Origin of the sequence: Streptomyces sp. NPDC088747, from assembly GCF_044751025.1 — a bacterium.
Classification (GTDB): domain Bacteria; phylum Actinomycetota; class Actinomycetes; order Streptomycetales; family Streptomycetaceae; genus Streptomyces.
This window is the reverse complement of sequence record NZ_JBIVKZ010000005.1, coordinates 80501-97059: the sequence shown is the minus strand read 5'-3', so window position 1 is coordinate 97059 and position 16559 is coordinate 80501. Positions and strand designations below refer to the sequence as shown.

The following is a 16559-nucleotide window of genomic DNA, read 5'->3' as shown; positions in this document are numbered from 1 at the left end:
ACCGGAGTCAAGGTACGGAAACGTACGGAAACAGGGGAGAGGGAAGCACGGATCATGAGCGTGGTCGGGCAGGTTCTCTACATCGCGCTGATGTGTTTCCTCATCGTGCTGATCTTCCGGTTGGTCATGGACTACGTCTTCCAGTTCGCCCGCTCATGGCAGCCAGGCAAGGCAATGGTGGTCGTTCTGGAGGCCACCTACACTGTCACTGATCCACCGCTCAAGCTTCTGCGGCGGTTCATCCCGCCGTTGCGTCTCGGGGGCGTGGCGCTCGACCTGTCCTTCTTCGTACTGATGATCATCGTCTACATCCTGATCTCCGTCGTGAGCCGGCTGTGAACGATACGGTCTTGCCGAATGCCGACGACTACGTTGAGGTGAAGAGATGCCGTTGACCCCCGAGGACGTGCGGAACAAGCAGTTCACGACCGTCCGCCTCCGAGAAGGCTATGACGAGGACGAGGTCGATGCCTTCCTCGATGAGGTCGAAGCCGAGCTGACTCGTCTGCTTCGAGAGAACGAGGACCTGCGCGCCAAACTGGCGGCGGCCACGCGCGCGGCTGCGCAGAACCAGCAGCAGGGCATGCGCAAGCCGCCCGAGCAGCAGGACCAGCAGCAGGGCCCGCCGCAGGGTATGCGCGGTCCGGGTGGCCCCGTGCCCGCCGGGATATCGGGTCCGCCGCAGCAGCAGATGGGCGGCCCCATGGGCGGCCCGCCCCAGCTGCCGAGCGGTGCGCCGCAGCTGCCCGCGGGACCCAGCGGCCAGGGTGGTCCGCAGGGCCAGGGCGGTCCGATGGGTCAGGGACCCATGGGCCAGGGCCCGATGGGTCAGGGTCCGATGGGACAAGGCCCGATGGGTCAGGGTCCGATGGGACAAGGCCCCATGGGCGGTCCCGGTCAGCAGATGCAGCAGATGCCCGGCCAGATGCAGCCGCAGATGCAGCAGCAGATGGGTGGCCCGATGGGCGGACCCATGGGTGGCCCCATGGGCGGTCACGGACCGCAGATGGGACAGCCCGGTCAGGGTCCCGGTGGCGACAGCGCCGCCCGTGTGCTCTCGCTGGCCCAGCAGACCGCCGACCAGGCGATCGCCGAGGCCCGTTCCGAGGCCAACAAGATCGTCGGCGAGGCCCGCAGCCGTGCCGAGGGTCTGGAGCGCGACGCGCGCGCCAAGGCCGACGCGCTGGAGCGGGACGCCCAGGAGAAGCACCGCGTAGCGATGGGCTCCCTCGAGTCCGCCCGTGCCACGCTGGAGCGCAAGGTCGAGGATCTGCGCGGCTTCGAGCGTGAGTACCGGACCCGGCTGAAGTCCTACCTCGAGTCCCAGCTGCGTCAGCTGGAGACCCAGGCCGACGACTCGCTGGCCCCGCCGCGTGCTCCGGCGGCCGCGTCGCTGCCGTCGCCTTCCGCGCCCTCCATGGCTCCGGCCGGTGCGAGTGCGCCGTCCTACGGCGGTGGACAGATGGGTGGCGGTCCCTCTCCGGTTCCGCCGTCCTACGGCGGGCAGCAGCAGATGTCGCCGGCGATGACCCAGCCGATGGCGCCGGTGCGGCCGCAGGGGCCTTCGCCGATGCAGCAGGCGCCCTCGCCGATGCGTGGGTTCCTCATCGATGAGGACGACAACTGACGGGCAGCGGTACGCCATAGGCGTCGGCAGCGTTCAGGGCGGGGCCCCGGGATATCCCGGGGCCCCGCCCTTTTGCGGAACGGTGAAGGCCCGGCCCACCAGGGTTCTGGTGGGCCGGGCCTTCTTGTGCGCCGGCGGGAAGGGGCGGAGGGTTGTTCGCCCCCTCCGCCCCTTCCCTTCCCGTCTCTGGGGGCTGCGCCCCCAGGCCCCCCTTCGCGCTTCGCGCTCGTCCTCAAACGCCGGGCGGGCTGAAGGGGGGTGTTACTCCTTGCGGAGGCGGAACGTCAGGGAGAGGGGTTCGTCGGTGAACGGGGTTCCGTAGGTGTCGTCGGCCTCGCCCTGGGTGAAGTCCGTGGCGAGGACCTCGTCGGCGATGAGCTGGGAGTGCTCGGCCAGGGCGGCGAGGACGGCGGGGTCCGTGGCGGTCCAGCGCAGTGCGATGCGGTCGGCCACGTCGAGGCCGCTGTTCTTGCGGGCCTCCTGGATCAGCCGGATCGCGTCACGGGCGAGGCCCGCCCGGCGCAGCTCCTCGGTGATCTCCAGGTCGAGGGCGACCGTCGCGCCGGAGTCGGAGGCCACCGACCAGCCCTCGCGCGGGGTCTCCGTGATGATCACCTCGTCCGGGGCCAGCGTCACCGTCTCGCCGTCGACCTCGACCGAGGCCGTTCCCGCGCGCAGGGCGAGGGAGAGCGCGGCGGCGTCGGTCTCGGCCACGGCCTTCGCCACCGCCTGGACGCCCTTGCCGAAGCGCTTGCCGAGGGCACGGAAGTTCGCCTTGGCCGTGGTGTCGACCAGGGAGCCGCCCACGTCGCTCAGTGACGCCAGCGAGCTCACGTTCAGCTCTTCGGTGATCTGTGCGTGCAGCTCGCGGTCCAGGGTCTCGAAGCCCGTGGCCGCGACCAGCGCGCGGGACAACGGCTGACGGGTCTTGACGCCCGACTCCGCGCGCGTGGCGCGGCCGAGCTCCACGAGACGGCGTACGAGCACCATCTGCCTGGACAGCTCCGGGTCGATGACGGAGAGGTCCGCCTCCGGCCAAGAGGACAGGTGTACGGACTCGGGGGCGTCCGGGGTGACCGGCACCACGAGGTCCTGCCAGACCCGCTCGGTGATGAACGGGGTCAGCGGGGCCATCAGGCGGGTCACGGTCTCGACGACCTCGTGCAGGGTGCGCAGCGCCGCCTTGTCGCCCTGCCAGAAGCGGCGGCGGGAACGGCGTACGTACCAGTTGGACAGGTCGTCGACGAACGCCGACAGCAGCTTTCCGGCGCGCTGGGTGTCGTACGCCTCCAGGGACTGGGTCACCTGATCGGTGAGCGCGTGGAGCTCGGAGAGGAGCCAGCGGTCCAGGACGGGGCGGTCGGCCGGGGCCGGGTCCGCCTCGCTGGGTGCCCAGCCGGACGTACGGGCGTACAGGGCCTGGAAGGCGACCGTGTTCCAGTACGTGAGGAGGGTCTTGCGGACGACCTCCTGGATGGTGCCGTGGCCCACCCGGCGTGCCGCCCAGGGGGAGCCGCCGGCCGCCATGAACCAGCGGACCGCGTCGGCGCCGTGCTGGTCCATCAGCGGGATCGGGTCCAGGGTGTTGCCCAGGTGCTTGGACATCTTGCGGCCGTCCTCGGCGAGGATGTGGCCCAGGCACACGACGTTCTCGTACGACGACTTGTCGAAGACGAGGGTGCCGACCGCCATCAGCGTGTAGAACCAGCCGCGGGTCTGGTCGATGGCCTCCGAGATGAACTGCGCCGGGTAGCGGCTCTCGAAGAGCTCCTTGTTCTTGTACGGGTAGCCCCACTGCGCGAACGGCATCGAACCCGAGTCGTACCAGGCGTCGATGACCTCCGGGACGCGGGTGGCCGTGCTCTGGCACTGGGGGCACGCGAAGGTGACCTCGTCGATGTACGGGCGGTGCGGGTCCAGTTCCGACAGGTCGGTACCGGTCAGCTCGGAGAGTTCCGCGCGGGAGCCGACGCAGGTGAGGTGGCCCTCGTCGCAGGTCCACAGGGGGAGCGGGGTGCCCCAGTAACGGCTGCGGGAGAGCGCCCAGTCGATGTTGTTGTTCAGCCAGTCGCCGAAGCGGCCGTGCTTGACGGACTCCGGGAACCAGTTGGTCTTCTCGTTCTCCTGGAGGAGCCGGTCCTTGATGGCGGTGGTGCGGATGTACCAGGACGGCTGCGCGTAGTAGAGGAGCGCGGTGTGGCAGCGCCAGCAGTGCGGGTAGCTGTGCTCGTACGGGATGTGCTTGAAGAGCAGTCCGCGGTCCTGGAGGTCCTCGGTGAGCTTCTCGTCCGCCTTCTTGAAGAAGACGCCGCCCACGAGGGGGACGTCCTCCTCGAAGGTGCCGTCCGGGCGGACGGGGTTCACCACGGGCAGTCCGTACGCGCGGCAGACCTTGAGGTCGTCCTCACCGAAGGCGGGGGACTGGTGGACCAGACCCGTGCCGTCCTCGGTCGTCACGTAGTCGGCGTTCACCACGTAGTGCGTGGGTACGTCGGTGGGGAACTCGATCAGCTCGAAGGGACGTTGATAGGTCCAACGCTCCATCTCGGCGCCGGTGAAGGAGTCGCCGGTGGTCTCCCAGCCCTCGCCGAGGGACTTCTCGACGAGGGGGGCGGCGACGACGAGCTTCTCCTCGCCGTTCGTCGCCACGACGTAGGTGACATCGGCGTGGGCGGCGACAGCGGTGTTGGAGACGAGCGTCCAGGGGGTCGTCGTCCAGACCAGGAGCGAGGCCTGGCCGGCGAGGGGACCGGAGGTGAGCGGGAAACGGACGTACACGGACGGGTCGACGACCGTCTCGTAGCCCTGGGCCAGCTCGTGGTCGGAGAGGCCGGTGCCGCAGCGCGGGCACCAGGGGGCGACGCGGTGGTCCTGGACCAGCAGGCCCTTGTTGAAGATCTCCTTGAGCGACCACCACACGGACTCCACGTACTCGGGGTCCATCGTGCGGTAGGCGTCGTCGAGGTCGACCCAGTAGCCCATGCGGGTCGTCAGCTCGGCGAAGGCGTCGGTGTGGCGGGTCACGGACTCCCGGCACTTGTCGTTGAACGCGGCGATGCCGTACGTCTCGATGTCCGGCTTGCCGCTGAAGCCCAGCTCCTTCTCCACGGCCAGCTCGACGGGGAGGCCGTGGCAGTCCCAGCCGGCCTTGCGGGCCACGTGGTAGCCGCGCATGGTGCGGAAGCGCGGGAAGACGTCCTTGAAGACGCGCGCCTCGATGTGGTGGGCTCCCGGCATGCCGTTCGCGGTGGGCGGGCCCTCGTAGAACACCCATTCGGGGCGGCCCTCGGACCGCTCCAGGGTCTTGGCGAAGACCTTCTGCTCGCGCCACAGGTCGAGCACGGCGTGCTCGAGGGCGGGCAGGTCGACCTGGGCGGGCACCTGGCGGTACGTCGGCGCTGTCATCAGCGAGCTTCCTCCAACGGACTTGCTGCCTTCCGTCGGAGGGACGAGAGCCTGAGCGGCTGCCTTGCAGCCGCCGCGGACGCCGTGTGCGGCGCGCTCCCGCGGTACCACCCTCCTTGGCCCTCCGGCGCTCTGTGCGCACCGGTGAGCCCCCTCATTGGGGTCGCGATACCGGGTCTACTGGCCTTCGCCGCTGGGCGGTGGCTTTCTTCCGGTGGCTCCGGGGTGATCTTCGCGTCGCGCTCGCCCCCGGGCTTCCACCGTCCCCGGGTCGCTCCTGGCCGCCTACGCCGCTACTCGTCCCCATCCACGCTTCTCGCTCGACCCAGTGTACGGCGCCGGGGGGACAGCGCCCGACCGGTTTTTCGGGGTGCCCCGGTGGCCTGCGAGGTGACCCGAATGGCGAGGGGCCGAGTTCCGGATTCCGGGACGCCGGACTCGACGGATTACCCGGCGGGGAGCTGGGCACAACGCATGCAGGCTCGTCGCGCGGGACCCGCGGGGCGGCCGGATCGTTGGTGCGTCCCGTTGCCGTGGGTCAGAAGTCGATTTATCGTCCCAGCACGATTCGCGAGCGTGATCACAATATGTGAAGGGGCCGCGGCCATGGTGGCGAAGAAGACCGCCGTACAGCAGTCGGCGTCCGGCAGTTCCACGGGTCCGGCGGCCAAGGATGTGGGTGGAAAGAAGAGCGCGCAGGCGGCACCGGCGGAGGCCGGGACCGGTGCGAAACCGGTGAAGAACGCCTCCGGGAAGGCGGCGAGGCCGACCGGGGCGAGTGCCGCGGCCGAATCGGCAGGGACGGCGACGGAGGCGACCGGGAAGGCGGCCGCCGCGAAGACGGCCGCCAAGAAGGTCACTGCCAAGAAGGCCACGGCCAGGAAGACCACCGCCAGGAAGGCGGTGGACGCGAAGAGCGCCGGGAAGAAGGTCTCGGCGGCGGCGGTCGCTCCCGGGGAGACGGAACCGGCGAAGGGCGCCGGCACGCAGGGCGCCATCACGAAGAGGGCCGGTGCGAAGCGCGCCGCCAAGAAGAGCAGCGGCACGGCGAAGAAGGCGGTCGCGTCCGCGGCCCAGGACGCGGCGGAGGCCGCGAAGACGACGGGAGCCACGACGGTGGTTGCGAAGAAGACTCCTGGTACGGCCACGGCGGCGAAGAAGCCCGGTCCGGTCCCCAAGGCGCGGGTCTCCGCGGTGGTGGTGTCCGGCGAGCTCGCGGTGCGCCCCGGCGAGGACCCCTGGACCCCGGAGGAGGCCGCGGAGGCGCGCGCGGAGCTCCAGTCCGAGGCGTTGCGGCTGAGCTCCGAGATCTCCTCGTCCGAGGCGGCGCTCGCGGGCCTGATGCGGGACTCCGGCGACGGCGCGGGCGACGACCAGGCGGACACCGGCACCAAGAACATCACGCGCGAGTCCGAGATGGCGCTCAACGCCAACGCGCGCGAGATGCTGGAGCAGACCGAGCGGGCGCTCCAGCGGCTCGACGCGGGCACGTACGGGCTCTGCGAGAACTGCGGCAACCCCATCGGCAAGGCGCGGATGCAGGCCTTCCCGCGCGCCACCCTGTGCGTCGAGTGCAAGCAGAAGCAGGAGCGGCGCTACTGATCGCCGTCCGACCGGCGCGGGAGGGCTCCTGAGCACGTGGGCGCCAGGGGGTGTGTCGTACCCTCGTCCTCAGTCAGGAACCTAGGTTGAGGGACTCACGTGGCAGAGGCGGAGCGCATCATCGGTACGCCGGACATCCCAGGGGCGGCGGGGTCCGGGCCGGAGCAGCCCGACGAGAACGCGGCGTCGGGCGACCGGTCCGGTCCGGACGGGCCGGACCCGGCCGGGCGGGCCGGTGCGGACGCGGGCGAGAACGCGGCCGAGCGGTCCGGCGCCGCCGAGGACGGGAGCCCGCAGGAGCGGCCGAAGGGCAAGCGGCGGATCGCGGTCCTGTTCACCGTCGCCGCGCTGGCGTACCTCCTCGACCTCGTCAGCAAGATGATCGTGGTCGCGAAGCTGGAGCACCACGACTCGATCGAGGTCATCGGGGACTGGCTGAAGTTCGAGGCCATCCGCAACGCCGGTGCGGCCTTCGGGCTCGGCGAGGCCTTCACCATCATCTTCACGGTGATCGCGGCGGCCGTCATCGTGGTGATCGCACGGCTCGCGCGCAAGCTCTACAGCCTGCCCTGGGCGATCGCGCTCGGCCTGCTGCTGGGCGGCGCGCTGGGGAACCTGACCGACCGGATCTTCCGCTCGCCGGGCGTCTTCGAGGGCGCGGTCGTCGACTTCATCGCGCCCAAGCACTTCGCCGTCTTCAACCTGGCCGACTCGGCGATCGTCTGCGGCGGCATCCTGATCGTGCTGCTGTCCTTCCGCGGCCTCGACCCGGACGGGACCGTCCACAAGGGCTGAGCGGGCGGGCGTACGGCGTCCTGGGAGCGCACTGACGTTCGGGCCGTGGTCGGGCGGTGTCCGGCCCGTCCGGCATACTCGACGGGTGAGTACCGTTCCCGAGATCCGCAACCTGCCCGTGCCCGACGGTCTGGAGGGCGAGCGTGTCGACGCCGCCATCTCCCGTATGTTCGGCTTCTCCCGCACGAAGGCCGCCGAGCTGGCCGCGGCGGGGAAGGTCATGGTCGACGGCTCGGTGGTCGGCAAGTCGGAGCGGGTGCACGGCGGTGCCTGGCTGGAAGTCGAGATGCCGCAGGCGCCCGCGCCCGTGCAGATCGTCGCGGAGCCCGTCGAGGGCATGGAGATCATCCATGACGACGACGACATCGTCATGATCGTCAAGCCCGTCGGTGTCGCCGCGCACCCCAGCCCCGGCTGGACCGGGACCACCGTCATCGGCGGCCTCGCCGCCGCGGGCTACCGGATCTCGACCTCCGGTGCCGCCGAGCGCCAGGGCATCGTGCACCGGCTCGACGTCGGCACCTCGGGCCTGATGGTGGTGGCCAAGTCGGAGCGCGCGTACACGTCGCTGAAGCGGCAGTTCAAGGAGCGCGTCGTCGACAAGCGCTACCACGCGCTGGTCCAGGGCCACCCGGACCCGATGAGCGGCACGATCGACGCCCCGATCGGGCGCCATCCGAACCACGACTACAAGTGGGCCGTGACGGCGGAGGGCAAGCCCTCGGTCACGCACTACGACCTCATCGAGGCGTTCCGCTCCGCCAGCCTCCTCGACATCAAGCTGGAGACCGGGCGCACGCACCAGATCCGCGTCCACATGTCCGCCCACCGGCACCCCTGTGTGGGCGACCTGACCTACGGCGCGGACCCGACGCTGGGCAAGCGGCTCGGCCTCACCCGCCAGTGGCTGCACGCGGTGCGGCTCGGCTTCGAGCACCCCGGTGACGGCCAGTGGGTGGAGTTCGCGAGCGAATACCCCGAGGACCTGCGCAAGGCCCTCGACAAGGTCCGTGAGGAGAGCAACGCGTGAGTGGGTCGTACACCGTGCGGGTCGCCGAGGACGCCGCCGACCGCGAGGCGTGCTTCGCGGTGCGCAAGGAGGTCTTCGTCGGCGAGCAGGGTGTGCCCGAGGACATCGAGTACGACGCGTACGACGACGGGGCCCTGCACGTGCTCGCCGTCCGTGACGACGGGCTGCCGCTGGGCACGGGCCGGCTCCTGTACGGCGAAGCCGCCGCGGCGAAGACCGACGGTGACCTGACGGTCGGCTCGCTCGGACGGCTCGCCGTGAAGCGGGAGGCGCGTGGGCTCGGCGTCGGTGTCGCGCTCGTACGCGCCATCGAGGACGCGGCACGCGCGCGTGGACTGGCCGCGGTGGACCTGCACGCGCAGACGCACGCGCTCGGGTTCTACGAGCGGCTCGGGTACGTGGCCTACGGCGCGGAGTTCCCGGACGCCGGGATCGCGCACCTGGCGATGCGCCGAGAGCTCTGAGCCCGGCCGCGAGACTGTCGTCGGCGCATTGTCGTAGCGGCGTGGCACGCTGGGGGTCTGGATCTTCCCTGATCTCCCCGACCTGGCCGGAGTGTTGACCGTGGATCAGCTGGCCCTGTTGTTCGCGCTGTTGCTCGGGGCCATCCTCAGTGTCCCGGTGGGTAATCGGCTGGGGCTGCCCGCGCCGGTGCTGATGACGCTCCTCGGGATCGTCCTCGCCCTGCTGGACTTCGTCCCCAACGTGGATATCCCGCCCGACCTGATCCTGCCCGCGCTGCTGCCGCCCCTGCTCTACGCCGCGGTGCGGCGGACCTCGTGGAGACAGTTCGCGGCCAACAAGCGGCCGATCTTCCTGCTGGCCGTGGCGCTGGTGTTCGTCACCACCGCCGTCGTTGCCGTGGTCGCGAGCGCGATCGTGCCCGGTCTGCCGATCGCCGCGGCGGTGGCGCTCGGCGCCCTCGTCGCGCCTCCCGACCCGGTCGCCGCCACCGCCGTCGCGGGACAGCTCGGGCTGCCGCGCCGACTGGTGTCGACCCTGGAGGGGGAGGGCCTCTTCAACGACGTGACGGCCATCGTGCTCTACCACGTCGCGATCGCCGCGGCCGTCAGCGGCAGCTTCTCACCGTGGCGGGCGGGCCTCGACTTCGTCCTGTCCGCCGTCATCGCGCTCGCCGTGGGACTCGCCCTCGGCTGGGGCACGAACAAGCTGATGGGTCTGCTGGACGACGCCACCCTGCACATCGGCCTGACCCTGCTCGTACCGTTCGCCTCCTACGTACTGGCCGAGGAACTGCACGGCTCCGGGGTGCTCGCGGTGCTCATCACCGCGCTGTTCCTCGCCGAGTACGCCACCGATGCCGACGACGTCCTGATCCGGCTCGCCGGGCAGTCGTTCTGGGACGTGGTGGACACGCTGGTCACCGGCGTGGCGTTCGGGCTGATCGGGCTCGAACTGCACAACGCGATCAACACCGCGTCCGGCCGGTGGGGCGAGATGCTGGGCTGGGCCGCCGCCATCGTCGGCGTCGTCGTGTTCGTACGCCTCGCGTGGCTGCTGCCGGCGACCTGGCTGACCAAACGGCTGCACGCCAAGCGGGACTACGACGAGGACATCCCGATCACCTGGCGGGAGACCGTCGTGATGTGGTGGTCGGGAATGCGCGGGGTGGCCTCGGTGGCCCTGGCGCTGGCGATCCCGCTGAAGACGGACGACGGGTCGCCCTTCCCGAACCGGGACGTGATCGTGTTCATCGCGTTCGGGGTGATCATGGCGACGCTCCTGGTCCAGGGGCTGACGCTGCCCTGGCTCGTCAAGAGGCTCGGCGTGCAGGCCGACACCAAGAGCGAGATGGCCTTCGAGAGGGAGCTCGCGGTCCGGGCGGCGAAGGCCGCGCGGACGAGGCTGAAGGAGATCGAGGCGGCGGAGGAGCTGCCGGACGAGCTGTCCGAGCAGCTCCGGCGCCGGGCCCTCGACATCGGGCTGCGGATCAGCCCGGACCTGGGGGTGGCCGACGACGAGCGCCGCGAGCGGCACCAGCAGCGGGTCGAACGGATCAAGAGGTTCCGGCGCGTCCAGGAGGAGATGCTCAGCGCGGCCCGGCACGAGATGCTGTCCGCGCGCGGCGAGCCCGGGGCCGACCCGGAGATCGTGGACCGGGTGCTGCGACATCTGGACGTGCGCAGCTTGAAGTGAGTGTGGGCGGGCGGCGCTTGTGGGGGTGGCGGGCTGAGGGGCGGGCGGCTTTCGCGGGAGTGGCGGGCCGGCGGGCGGGCGGCGCTTGTGGGGTGTCGGGCCGAGGGGTGGGCGGCTTTCGCGAGGGCGGCGAACCGGCGGGCGGGCGGCATTTGTGGGGGTGGCGGTTCGATGGGTGGGTGGCGGGTCGAGGGGGAGCGCGTTGTCGACTGGCGCTACCACGCGCTGGTCCAGGGGCACCCGGACTCGGGCGGTTTCGCAGGGGTGGCGGGTCGAGAGGGAGCCCGTTGTCGGCAAGCGGTACTGCGTGCTGGTCCAGGGTTGGCCGGACTCGGCGGCTTTCGCAGGGGTGGCGGGTCGATGGGCGGGCGGCACTGGCAGCGGTGCGATGACGACCGGGCTCGGTGAAGACAGGGGCCCGGTGACCACAGAGGCCGGGTGAAGACAGGGGTGCGGGACGACAGGGGGCCGGGACCACAGAGGCCCGGTGACCACGGGGGTCCGGTGGGGGCGATGGTGCGGAACGCGGGTGTCGCGTTCCGCGTTCCGCACCTGGGGTCAGCCCCGGCCCTGTCCGGTCCGTGGCGGCTCGGTGGCCCGGGGGCGGTCCGGACGTGGGGCGTTGCCGTTGACGCGGCTCGGCGGCAGGAGCGCGTCCGCCGTGTTGACGCGGGGGAGCGCGTAGGGGTGCTCCTCGGTCAGCCAGCGGATCAACCGCTCGCGGACCGTCACCCGTACCGTCCAGATGTCGTCCGCGTCCTTCGCGGTGACCAGCGCGCGTACCTCCATGGTGTTGGGGGTCGAGTCCGTCACCGCCAGTCCGTAGTCGCGGCCGTCCCAGGCCGGGCAGTCGTGCAGGATGTCCCGCAACTGCTCGCGCATCGCCTCCACGGGGGCGGAGTGGTCGACCTGGAAGAAGACGATGCCGGTCATCTGGGCGCTGCCGCGCGACCAGTTCTCGAAGGGCTTGGAGACGAAGTACGAGACCGGCATGGTGATCCGGCGCTCGTCCCACGTCCGTACCGTCAGGAACGTGAGGGTGATCTCGTCGACCGTGCCCCACTCGCCGTCCACCACGACCGTGTCGCCGAGGCGCACCATGTCGCCGAAGGCGATCTGCAGTCCGGCGAACATGTTGGCGAGCGTGGACTGGGCGGCGACACCGGCGACGATGCCGAGGATGCCGGCCGAGGCCAGCAGGGAGGCACCGGCCGCGCGCATCGCCGGGAACGTGAGCAGCATCGCGGCGACCGCCACCACGCCCACGATCGCCGAGACGACACGCTGGATCAGGGTCACCTGGGTGCGCACCCGGCGGACCCGCGCCGGGTCGCGGTGGGCGTTCGCGTAGCGGGAGTACGAGGTCTCCACGATCGCCCCCGCTATCCGCACGACCAGCCAGGCCGTGGACCCGATGAGGACCAGCGACAGGATCCGGCCGGTGCCGGCCGAGTGTTCACGGGCGATGTGGGCCTGGTCGTAGGAGCCTCTGAGCAGGGCCACGCACAGCACGAGCTGGAAGGGGATGCGGGCGCCGCGCAGCAGCCCCCAGAGGCTGCGCTCGCCGCGCCGGGCGTCGGCCCGCCGCAGCAGTAGGTCGACGGCCCACCCGATGAGCAGCGTGAGCACGACCGAGCCGCCGAGGACGATCAGAGGGCGCAGTACGTTCTCCATGCCTGAGACCGTAACCGGCCCCGGGGGCACATGAACATGTGTTCTTGGCCCGGTCCGGGGTATCGCGTGGCCGGTCCAGGCCCGATCGGGCGTTGTCGGTGCGGGCTGGCACCATGGGACCCATGAACATCATGCTCTTTCACTCGACCTACGGGCTCCGGCCCGCGGTGGGCGCCGCGGCGGACCGGCTGCGGGCGGCGGGCCACGAGGTGTGGACTCCCGACCTCTTCGAGGGGCACACCTTCGAGACCGTGGAGGAGGGCATGGCCTTCAACGACGGGATCGGCAAGGACGAGCTGCTGAGGCGCGCGGTGCTGGCCGCCGCGCCCTACTCCGACCGCGGTGTGGTGTACGCGGGGTTCTCGCTCGGCGCCTCCGTCGCGCAGACCCTCGCGCTCGGCGACGAGAAGGCCCGCGGCCTGCTGCTCCTGCACGGCACGTCGGACATCGCGGAGAACGCCTCGGTGGACGACCTGCCCGTCCAGCTGCACGTCGCCGAGCCCGACGCCTTCGAGACGGACGACTGGCTGAGCTCCTGGTATCTCCAGATGGGCAGGGCCGGAGCCGACGTGGAGGTCTACCGGTACGCGGGCGCCGGGCACTTGTACACCGACCCCGACCTGCCCGACTACGACGCCGAGGCCGCCGAGGCCACCTGGAAGGTGGCGCTCGGCTTCCTCGACACCCTGTAGCCGGCGGCCACGCGAAGGGCCCGGCGCTCCCGTCACACGGGGTCGTACGTGCGCTCCACCTTCTGCGTGCCGTTGCGCGTGCGGTACGAACGGGCCCAGGAAGAGGTCGCGTTCGCCTTCGTGCGGTCGGAGAGCACGTAGTAGTCCATCTGCGCGCGGTCGGCGGTGATGTCCAGGACGCCGTAGCCGTGGCGGTCGGTGTCGACCCAGTGGACGTGCCGGTTGGCGAGGCGGATGACCGGCTCCGCGACGGCCGACACGGAGCCCTCGGAGACCTTGAGGATGTCGTCGAGGTTGTCGGAGGTCACCGAGGTGACGACGAACTCCGTGGCGGCGGACGGGGACAGCGGGTACGTGCCGGCGTCGACCGGCACGTCGTTGGCCCAGGCCATGTGGATGTCGCCGGTCAGGAAGACGGTGTTGCGGATCGCGTTGGACCGCAGGTGGGCCAGGATCTCGCGGCGGTCGTCCGTGTAGCCGTCCCACTGGTCGGTGTTGAGGGCCAGGCCCTCCTTGGGAAGGCCGAGCAGCTCCGCGAGCGGCTTGAGGATACCGGCGCCGAGCGAGCCGATGGCGAACGGCGAGATCATCACCGAGTTGCCGACCAGCCGCCAGGTGGTGTCCGAGGACTTGAGTCCCGACTTCAGCCAGTCGAGCTGCGCCCGGCCGGTGATCGTACGCTCCGGGTCGTCGACCGAGCCGCTGCCCGTGGACGCCTGCTGCGAGCGGAAGGAGCGCAGGTCCAGCAGCGAGAGGTCGGCGAGCCTGCCGAAGCGCAGGCGGCGGTAGGTGGTGCCCGCGATCGCCGGGCGGACCGGCATCCACTCGAAGTAGGCCTGCTTCGCGGCGGCCTGGCGTGCGGACCAGGCGCCCTCCGTGCCCTCCGTGTGGTTCTCGGCGCCGCCCGACCAGGCGTCGTTGGCGAACTCGTGGTCGTCCCAGATCGCGACGACGGGGGCCGCCGCGTGCAGCGCCTGAAGGTCGGGGTCGGTCTTGTAACGCCCGTGCCGGACGCGGTAGTCGGCGAGGGTGGTGATCTCGTGGGCCGGGGCGTGCGGGCGTACGACGGTGTCGCGGGTGCCGTACTCGCCCGCCGCGTACTCGTAGATGTAGTCGCCGAGGTGCAGCCAGGCGTCGAGGTCGCCGCGGGCGGCGAGATGCCGGTACGAGGAGAAGTAGCCCGCCTCCCAGTTGGCGCAGGAGACCACGCCGAAGCGCAGGCCGCTCACGGCGGCGTCGGCCGCGGGGGCGGTGCGGGCGCGGGCGGCGGGCGACTCGGCGCCGCCCGCCGAGAAGCGGAACCAGTAGTCCGTGGCCGGTCGCAGGCCGCGGATGTCCGCCTTCACGGTGTGGTCGGTGGCCGCGGACGCGGTGACGGAACCTTTGGCGACGACGGTGCCGAACGCCTTGTCCGTGGCGACGGTCCAGGTCACCTCGGTGTCCGGGCCGAGCCCGGAGCCGGGTACTGCCTCGGAGGTGGGCGTCACCCGGGTCCACAGCAGAATGCCGTCGGGCAGCGGATCGCCGGAGGCGACGCCGTGCAGGAAGGCGGGGGTCTCGGTGGCGGCGCGGGCCGGCAGGGATGCTGCGAGCGGGGCCGCGAGGACGGCGGTGGCGGCCGCGGCCTTGACGACCGTACGGCGGCGCGGGGCGCGGGAGTCGGGGGCGCCGGGGGAATCGGATGATCTGAGGCGACTGGTCACGAGCGAGCAGGTTACCGGCCAGTACGAGACGGGAGCGGGCGAACTCCGAAAAGTTCGCCCGCTCTTCGACTGCCGGACCCGTCAATTCACGGGAGCGCCTGGCCCGTCGGGTGCCGGGCACCGCGCGGTGGCCGCTACTGCCGGATCCGCGCGGAGGCCGCCCCTGCCCGGCCCACGCGGAGGCCGCCGCAGCCGAGCCCGCCGCTGCCGCACCCGTCACGGTCTCGGGCCGTCAGGGTCTCGGCCCGTCCAGGCCGGTCAGGCCTTGAGCGCCGCGTCGATCGCCGTGGTGAAGTCGGCCACCGTCATGGGGGCGTTCTGGCCGTCGGAGCCGGTGAGCGTCTTGCCGTCCATCTTCAGGGTGGGCGTGCCCTGCACCCCGCTGTCGTCGAACTTCGAGGACATCTCCAGCGCCCACTTGTCGTAGGTGCCGTTCTTGACGGCCGTCTGGAACTTGGTGTTGCCCTTCAGCGCGGAGACGGTGTCCGCCACCTCGATGAGGTAGGAGTCCTTCTTGAACTTGTCGTCGGACTCCTCGGGGTGCCACTTCGACGAGTACAGCGCGGTCTTGTACTCGAGGAACGCCTCGGGGCTGACGTTCAGCGCGGCGCCCAGGGCGCTGAGCGCGTTCTTCGAGCCCTCGCCGGTCAGGCTGTTGTCGAGGAAGGTGGCGCCGATGTACTGGACCTTGTAGTCGCCGGCCTCGATGCCCTTGTCGACGGTCGCGCCGACCGTCTGCTCGAACTGGGCGCAGATCGGGCAGCGCGGGTCCTCGTACATTTCGAGGGTCTTCTTCGCGGTGCTCTTGCCGACGACGACGGTCGTGCCGTTCGTGCCCGTGGTGTTGGCGGGCTTGACGAGCTTGTCGTCCTTCGCGGCCTCCCAGTAGTCGGGCTTGTTGCCCTGGACGACCGCGTAGCTTATGCCGCCGGCTATCGCGAGGACGCCGACTATGGAGCAGGCCACGATGACCTGGCGCTTGATCTTGTCGCGCTTGGCCTGGCGCTCACGCTCGACGCGCAGACGCTCACGGGCGGCCGTCTTCGCGGCCTTGCTGTTCCGCTGGCTCATATCGGTGATCTCCAGATGGGACGCGCACACGTCGTATGCGGGACACGTATGGGGGACTGCTGGTGCTCGGGTGCTGTCGCTCAGGCGGGCTCGGTCACGCGAAAGCGACGGAACTCGGCGGTCCGCGCCGTCCCAGGGAGTGCACGAACAGGCGGGTGCGGGCGGTGACCGCCGCGCGGGTGGGGCGGGGCAGCCGGCGTACCGGAGCGAGCAGCCGCACGGTCACCGCGGCGACCGCGATCAGCAGCGGCCGGAAGGTGGCCGCGCCGGCCGCGCGCAGCAACTGCTCGAGCGCCCGCTCGCCGCGGCGCAGCCAGGCGGCGGCGAGGAGTCCGACACCGACGTGCGCGCCGAGCAGCAGCCAGGCGGCGGACGCGTCGGCGTGGGTGAGCAGGGCGGCGGCGCGGTCGCCTCCGGTGCCGGTCACCCGGGTCAGCGGGGCGCCGACGGTGCCCCCGCCGCACAGCAGGTCCAGGCCGACCGAGCGCAGCGGGCCCGCGACCGGGCCGCCCGCCCTGCCGTAACAGACGTGCTGGCCCGCGGTGAAGACGGTGTCGGCGGCCAGCTCCAGCGGGATCAGCAGGGCGGCGATGCGGCCGAAGCCGCGCTCGCGGCCCCCCAGGGCGTAGGCGAGGACGAAGACGGCGGCGGCGATCACGGCCACCGTCCCCATCGGCAGCGGGACCCGCGACAGCAGCACGTGCGACGCGGTGCTGAGTGTCACGACCATGGCCGTGAACAGCACCGCGCGAACGGCTCTGAGGTGGGTCCCGGATATGTCCATAGCGGGGAGAGTGTGTCAC

The 16559-nt window shown here is 71.1% G+C and carries 13 protein-coding genes; 8 read left to right on the top strand and 5 right to left on the bottom strand.

What is annotated here, in order from left to right; translation table 11 throughout:
• Nucleotides 1-54 precede the first annotated feature (54 nt).
• Nucleotides 55-339 (top strand): YggT family protein, encoded by a 285-nt coding sequence (locus tag ACIP79_RS13790; RefSeq protein WP_028803186.1) that lies wholly within the window; start codon nt 55-57, stop codon nt 337-339.
• Nucleotides 340-385: 46 nt separating this feature from the next.
• Complete coding sequence (locus tag ACIP79_RS13785; RefSeq protein ID WP_401222859.1) at nt 386-1627, top strand: DivIVA domain-containing protein; 1242 nt, start codon at nt 386-388, stop codon at nt 1625-1627.
• Between the two features lie 261 nt (nt 1628-1888).
• On the opposite strand, the gene ileS is transcribed toward ACIP79_RS13785, so the two are convergent.
• Nucleotides 1889-5032, bottom strand: coding sequence for an isoleucine--tRNA ligase (ileS, locus tag ACIP79_RS13780; protein ID WP_401222857.1), 3144 nt, complete (start codon nt 5030-5032; stop codon nt 1889-1891).
• 606 nt (nt 5033-5638) lie between these two features.
• On the opposite strand from ileS, the gene ACIP79_RS13775 reads away from it, so the two are divergent.
• From ACIP79_RS13775 to ACIP79_RS13755, 5 genes are all read left to right on the top strand, one after another.
• Nucleotides 5639-6634: a TraR/DksA C4-type zinc finger protein gene (locus ACIP79_RS13775; RefSeq protein WP_401222856.1), complete on the top strand. Its 996-nt coding sequence runs from the start codon at nt 5639-5641 to the stop codon at nt 6632-6634.
• Between the two features lie 99 nt (nt 6635-6733).
• The gene (gene lspA, locus ACIP79_RS13770) at nt 6734-7429 is read left to right on the top strand and encodes a signal peptidase II (RefSeq protein WP_401222854.1); all 696 of its coding nucleotides are present in this window, start codon (nt 6734-6736) and stop codon (nt 7427-7429) included.
• Nucleotides 7430-7514: 85 nt separating this feature from the next.
• Nucleotides 7515-8459, top strand: coding sequence for an RluA family pseudouridine synthase (locus ACIP79_RS13765; protein WP_401222853.1), 945 nt, complete (start codon nt 7515-7517; stop codon nt 8457-8459).
• The gene (locus ACIP79_RS13760) at nt 8456-8923 is read left to right on the top strand and encodes a GNAT family N-acetyltransferase (RefSeq protein WP_401222851.1); all 468 of its coding nucleotides are present in this window, start codon (nt 8456-8458) and stop codon (nt 8921-8923) included. Before ACIP79_RS13765 ends, ACIP79_RS13760 begins: the two co-directional genes overlap by 4 nt.
• Before the next feature lie 100 nt (nt 8924-9023).
• The gene (locus tag ACIP79_RS13755) at nt 9024-10616 is read left to right on the top strand and encodes a Na+/H+ antiporter (protein WP_401222850.1); all 1593 of its coding nucleotides are present in this window, start codon (nt 9024-9026) and stop codon (nt 10614-10616) included.
• Between the two features lie 558 nt (nt 10617-11174).
• Here ACIP79_RS13755 and ACIP79_RS13750 read toward each other — a convergent pair.
• Complete coding sequence (locus ACIP79_RS13750) at nt 11175-12290, bottom strand: mechanosensitive ion channel family protein (RefSeq protein ID WP_401222848.1); 1116 nt, start codon at nt 12288-12290, stop codon at nt 11175-11177.
• Between the two features lie 122 nt (nt 12291-12412).
• Between ACIP79_RS13750 and ACIP79_RS13745 the strand changes: the two genes are divergently transcribed.
• The gene (locus ACIP79_RS13745) at nt 12413-12982 is read left to right on the top strand and encodes a dienelactone hydrolase family protein (RefSeq protein WP_383685673.1); all 570 of its coding nucleotides are present in this window, start codon (nt 12413-12415) and stop codon (nt 12980-12982) included.
• Between the two features lie 32 nt (nt 12983-13014).
• Here the strand turns inward: ACIP79_RS13745 and ACIP79_RS13740 are convergent, their stop codons facing one another.
• The 3 genes from ACIP79_RS13740 to ACIP79_RS13730 form a co-directional block, all read right to left on the bottom strand.
• Nucleotides 13015-14685, bottom strand: coding sequence for an alkaline phosphatase D family protein (locus ACIP79_RS13740; RefSeq protein WP_401222846.1), 1671 nt, complete (start codon nt 14683-14685; stop codon nt 13015-13017).
• A gap of 258 nt (nt 14686-14943) precedes the next feature.
• Nucleotides 14944-15756 (bottom strand): thioredoxin domain-containing protein, encoded by an 813-nt coding sequence (locus ACIP79_RS13735; RefSeq protein ID WP_383685677.1) that lies wholly within the window; start codon nt 15754-15756, stop codon nt 14944-14946.
• Nucleotides 15757-15850: 94 nt separating this feature from the next.
• Nucleotides 15851-16540, bottom strand: coding sequence for a hypothetical protein (locus ACIP79_RS13730; protein WP_401222844.1), 690 nt, complete (start codon nt 16538-16540; stop codon nt 15851-15853).
• Nucleotides 16541-16559 lie beyond the last annotated feature (19 nt).

What these genes read in the sequence shown, in the direction of transcription:
- ACIP79_RS13730 (WP_401222844.1), bottom strand. Translation starts at nt 16,540, where the DNA reads ATGGACATATCCGGGACCCACCTCAGAGCCGTTCGCGCGGTGCTGTTC.
- ACIP79_RS13745 (WP_383685673.1), top strand. Translation starts at nt 12,413, where the DNA reads ATGAACATCATGCTCTTTCACTCGACCTACGGGCTCCGGCCCGCGGTG.
- ACIP79_RS13735 (WP_383685677.1), bottom strand. Translation starts at nt 15,756, where the DNA reads ATGAGCCAGCGGAACAGCAAGGCCGCGAAGACGGCCGCCCGTGAGCGT.
- ACIP79_RS13790 (WP_028803186.1), top strand. Translation starts at nt 55, where the DNA reads ATGAGCGTGGTCGGGCAGGTTCTCTACATCGCGCTGATGTGTTTCCTC.
- ACIP79_RS13775 (WP_401222856.1), top strand. Translation starts at nt 5,639, where the DNA reads ATGGTGGCGAAGAAGACCGCCGTACAGCAGTCGGCGTCCGGCAGTTCC.
- ACIP79_RS13785 (WP_401222859.1), top strand. Translation starts at nt 386, where the DNA reads ATGCCGTTGACCCCCGAGGACGTGCGGAACAAGCAGTTCACGACCGTC.
- ACIP79_RS13750 (WP_401222848.1), bottom strand. Translation starts at nt 12,290, where the DNA reads ATGGAGAACGTACTGCGCCCTCTGATCGTCCTCGGCGGCTCGGTCGTG.
- ileS (WP_401222857.1), bottom strand. Translation starts at nt 5,032, where the DNA reads ATGACAGCGCCGACGTACCGCCAGGTGCCCGCCCAGGTCGACCTGCCC.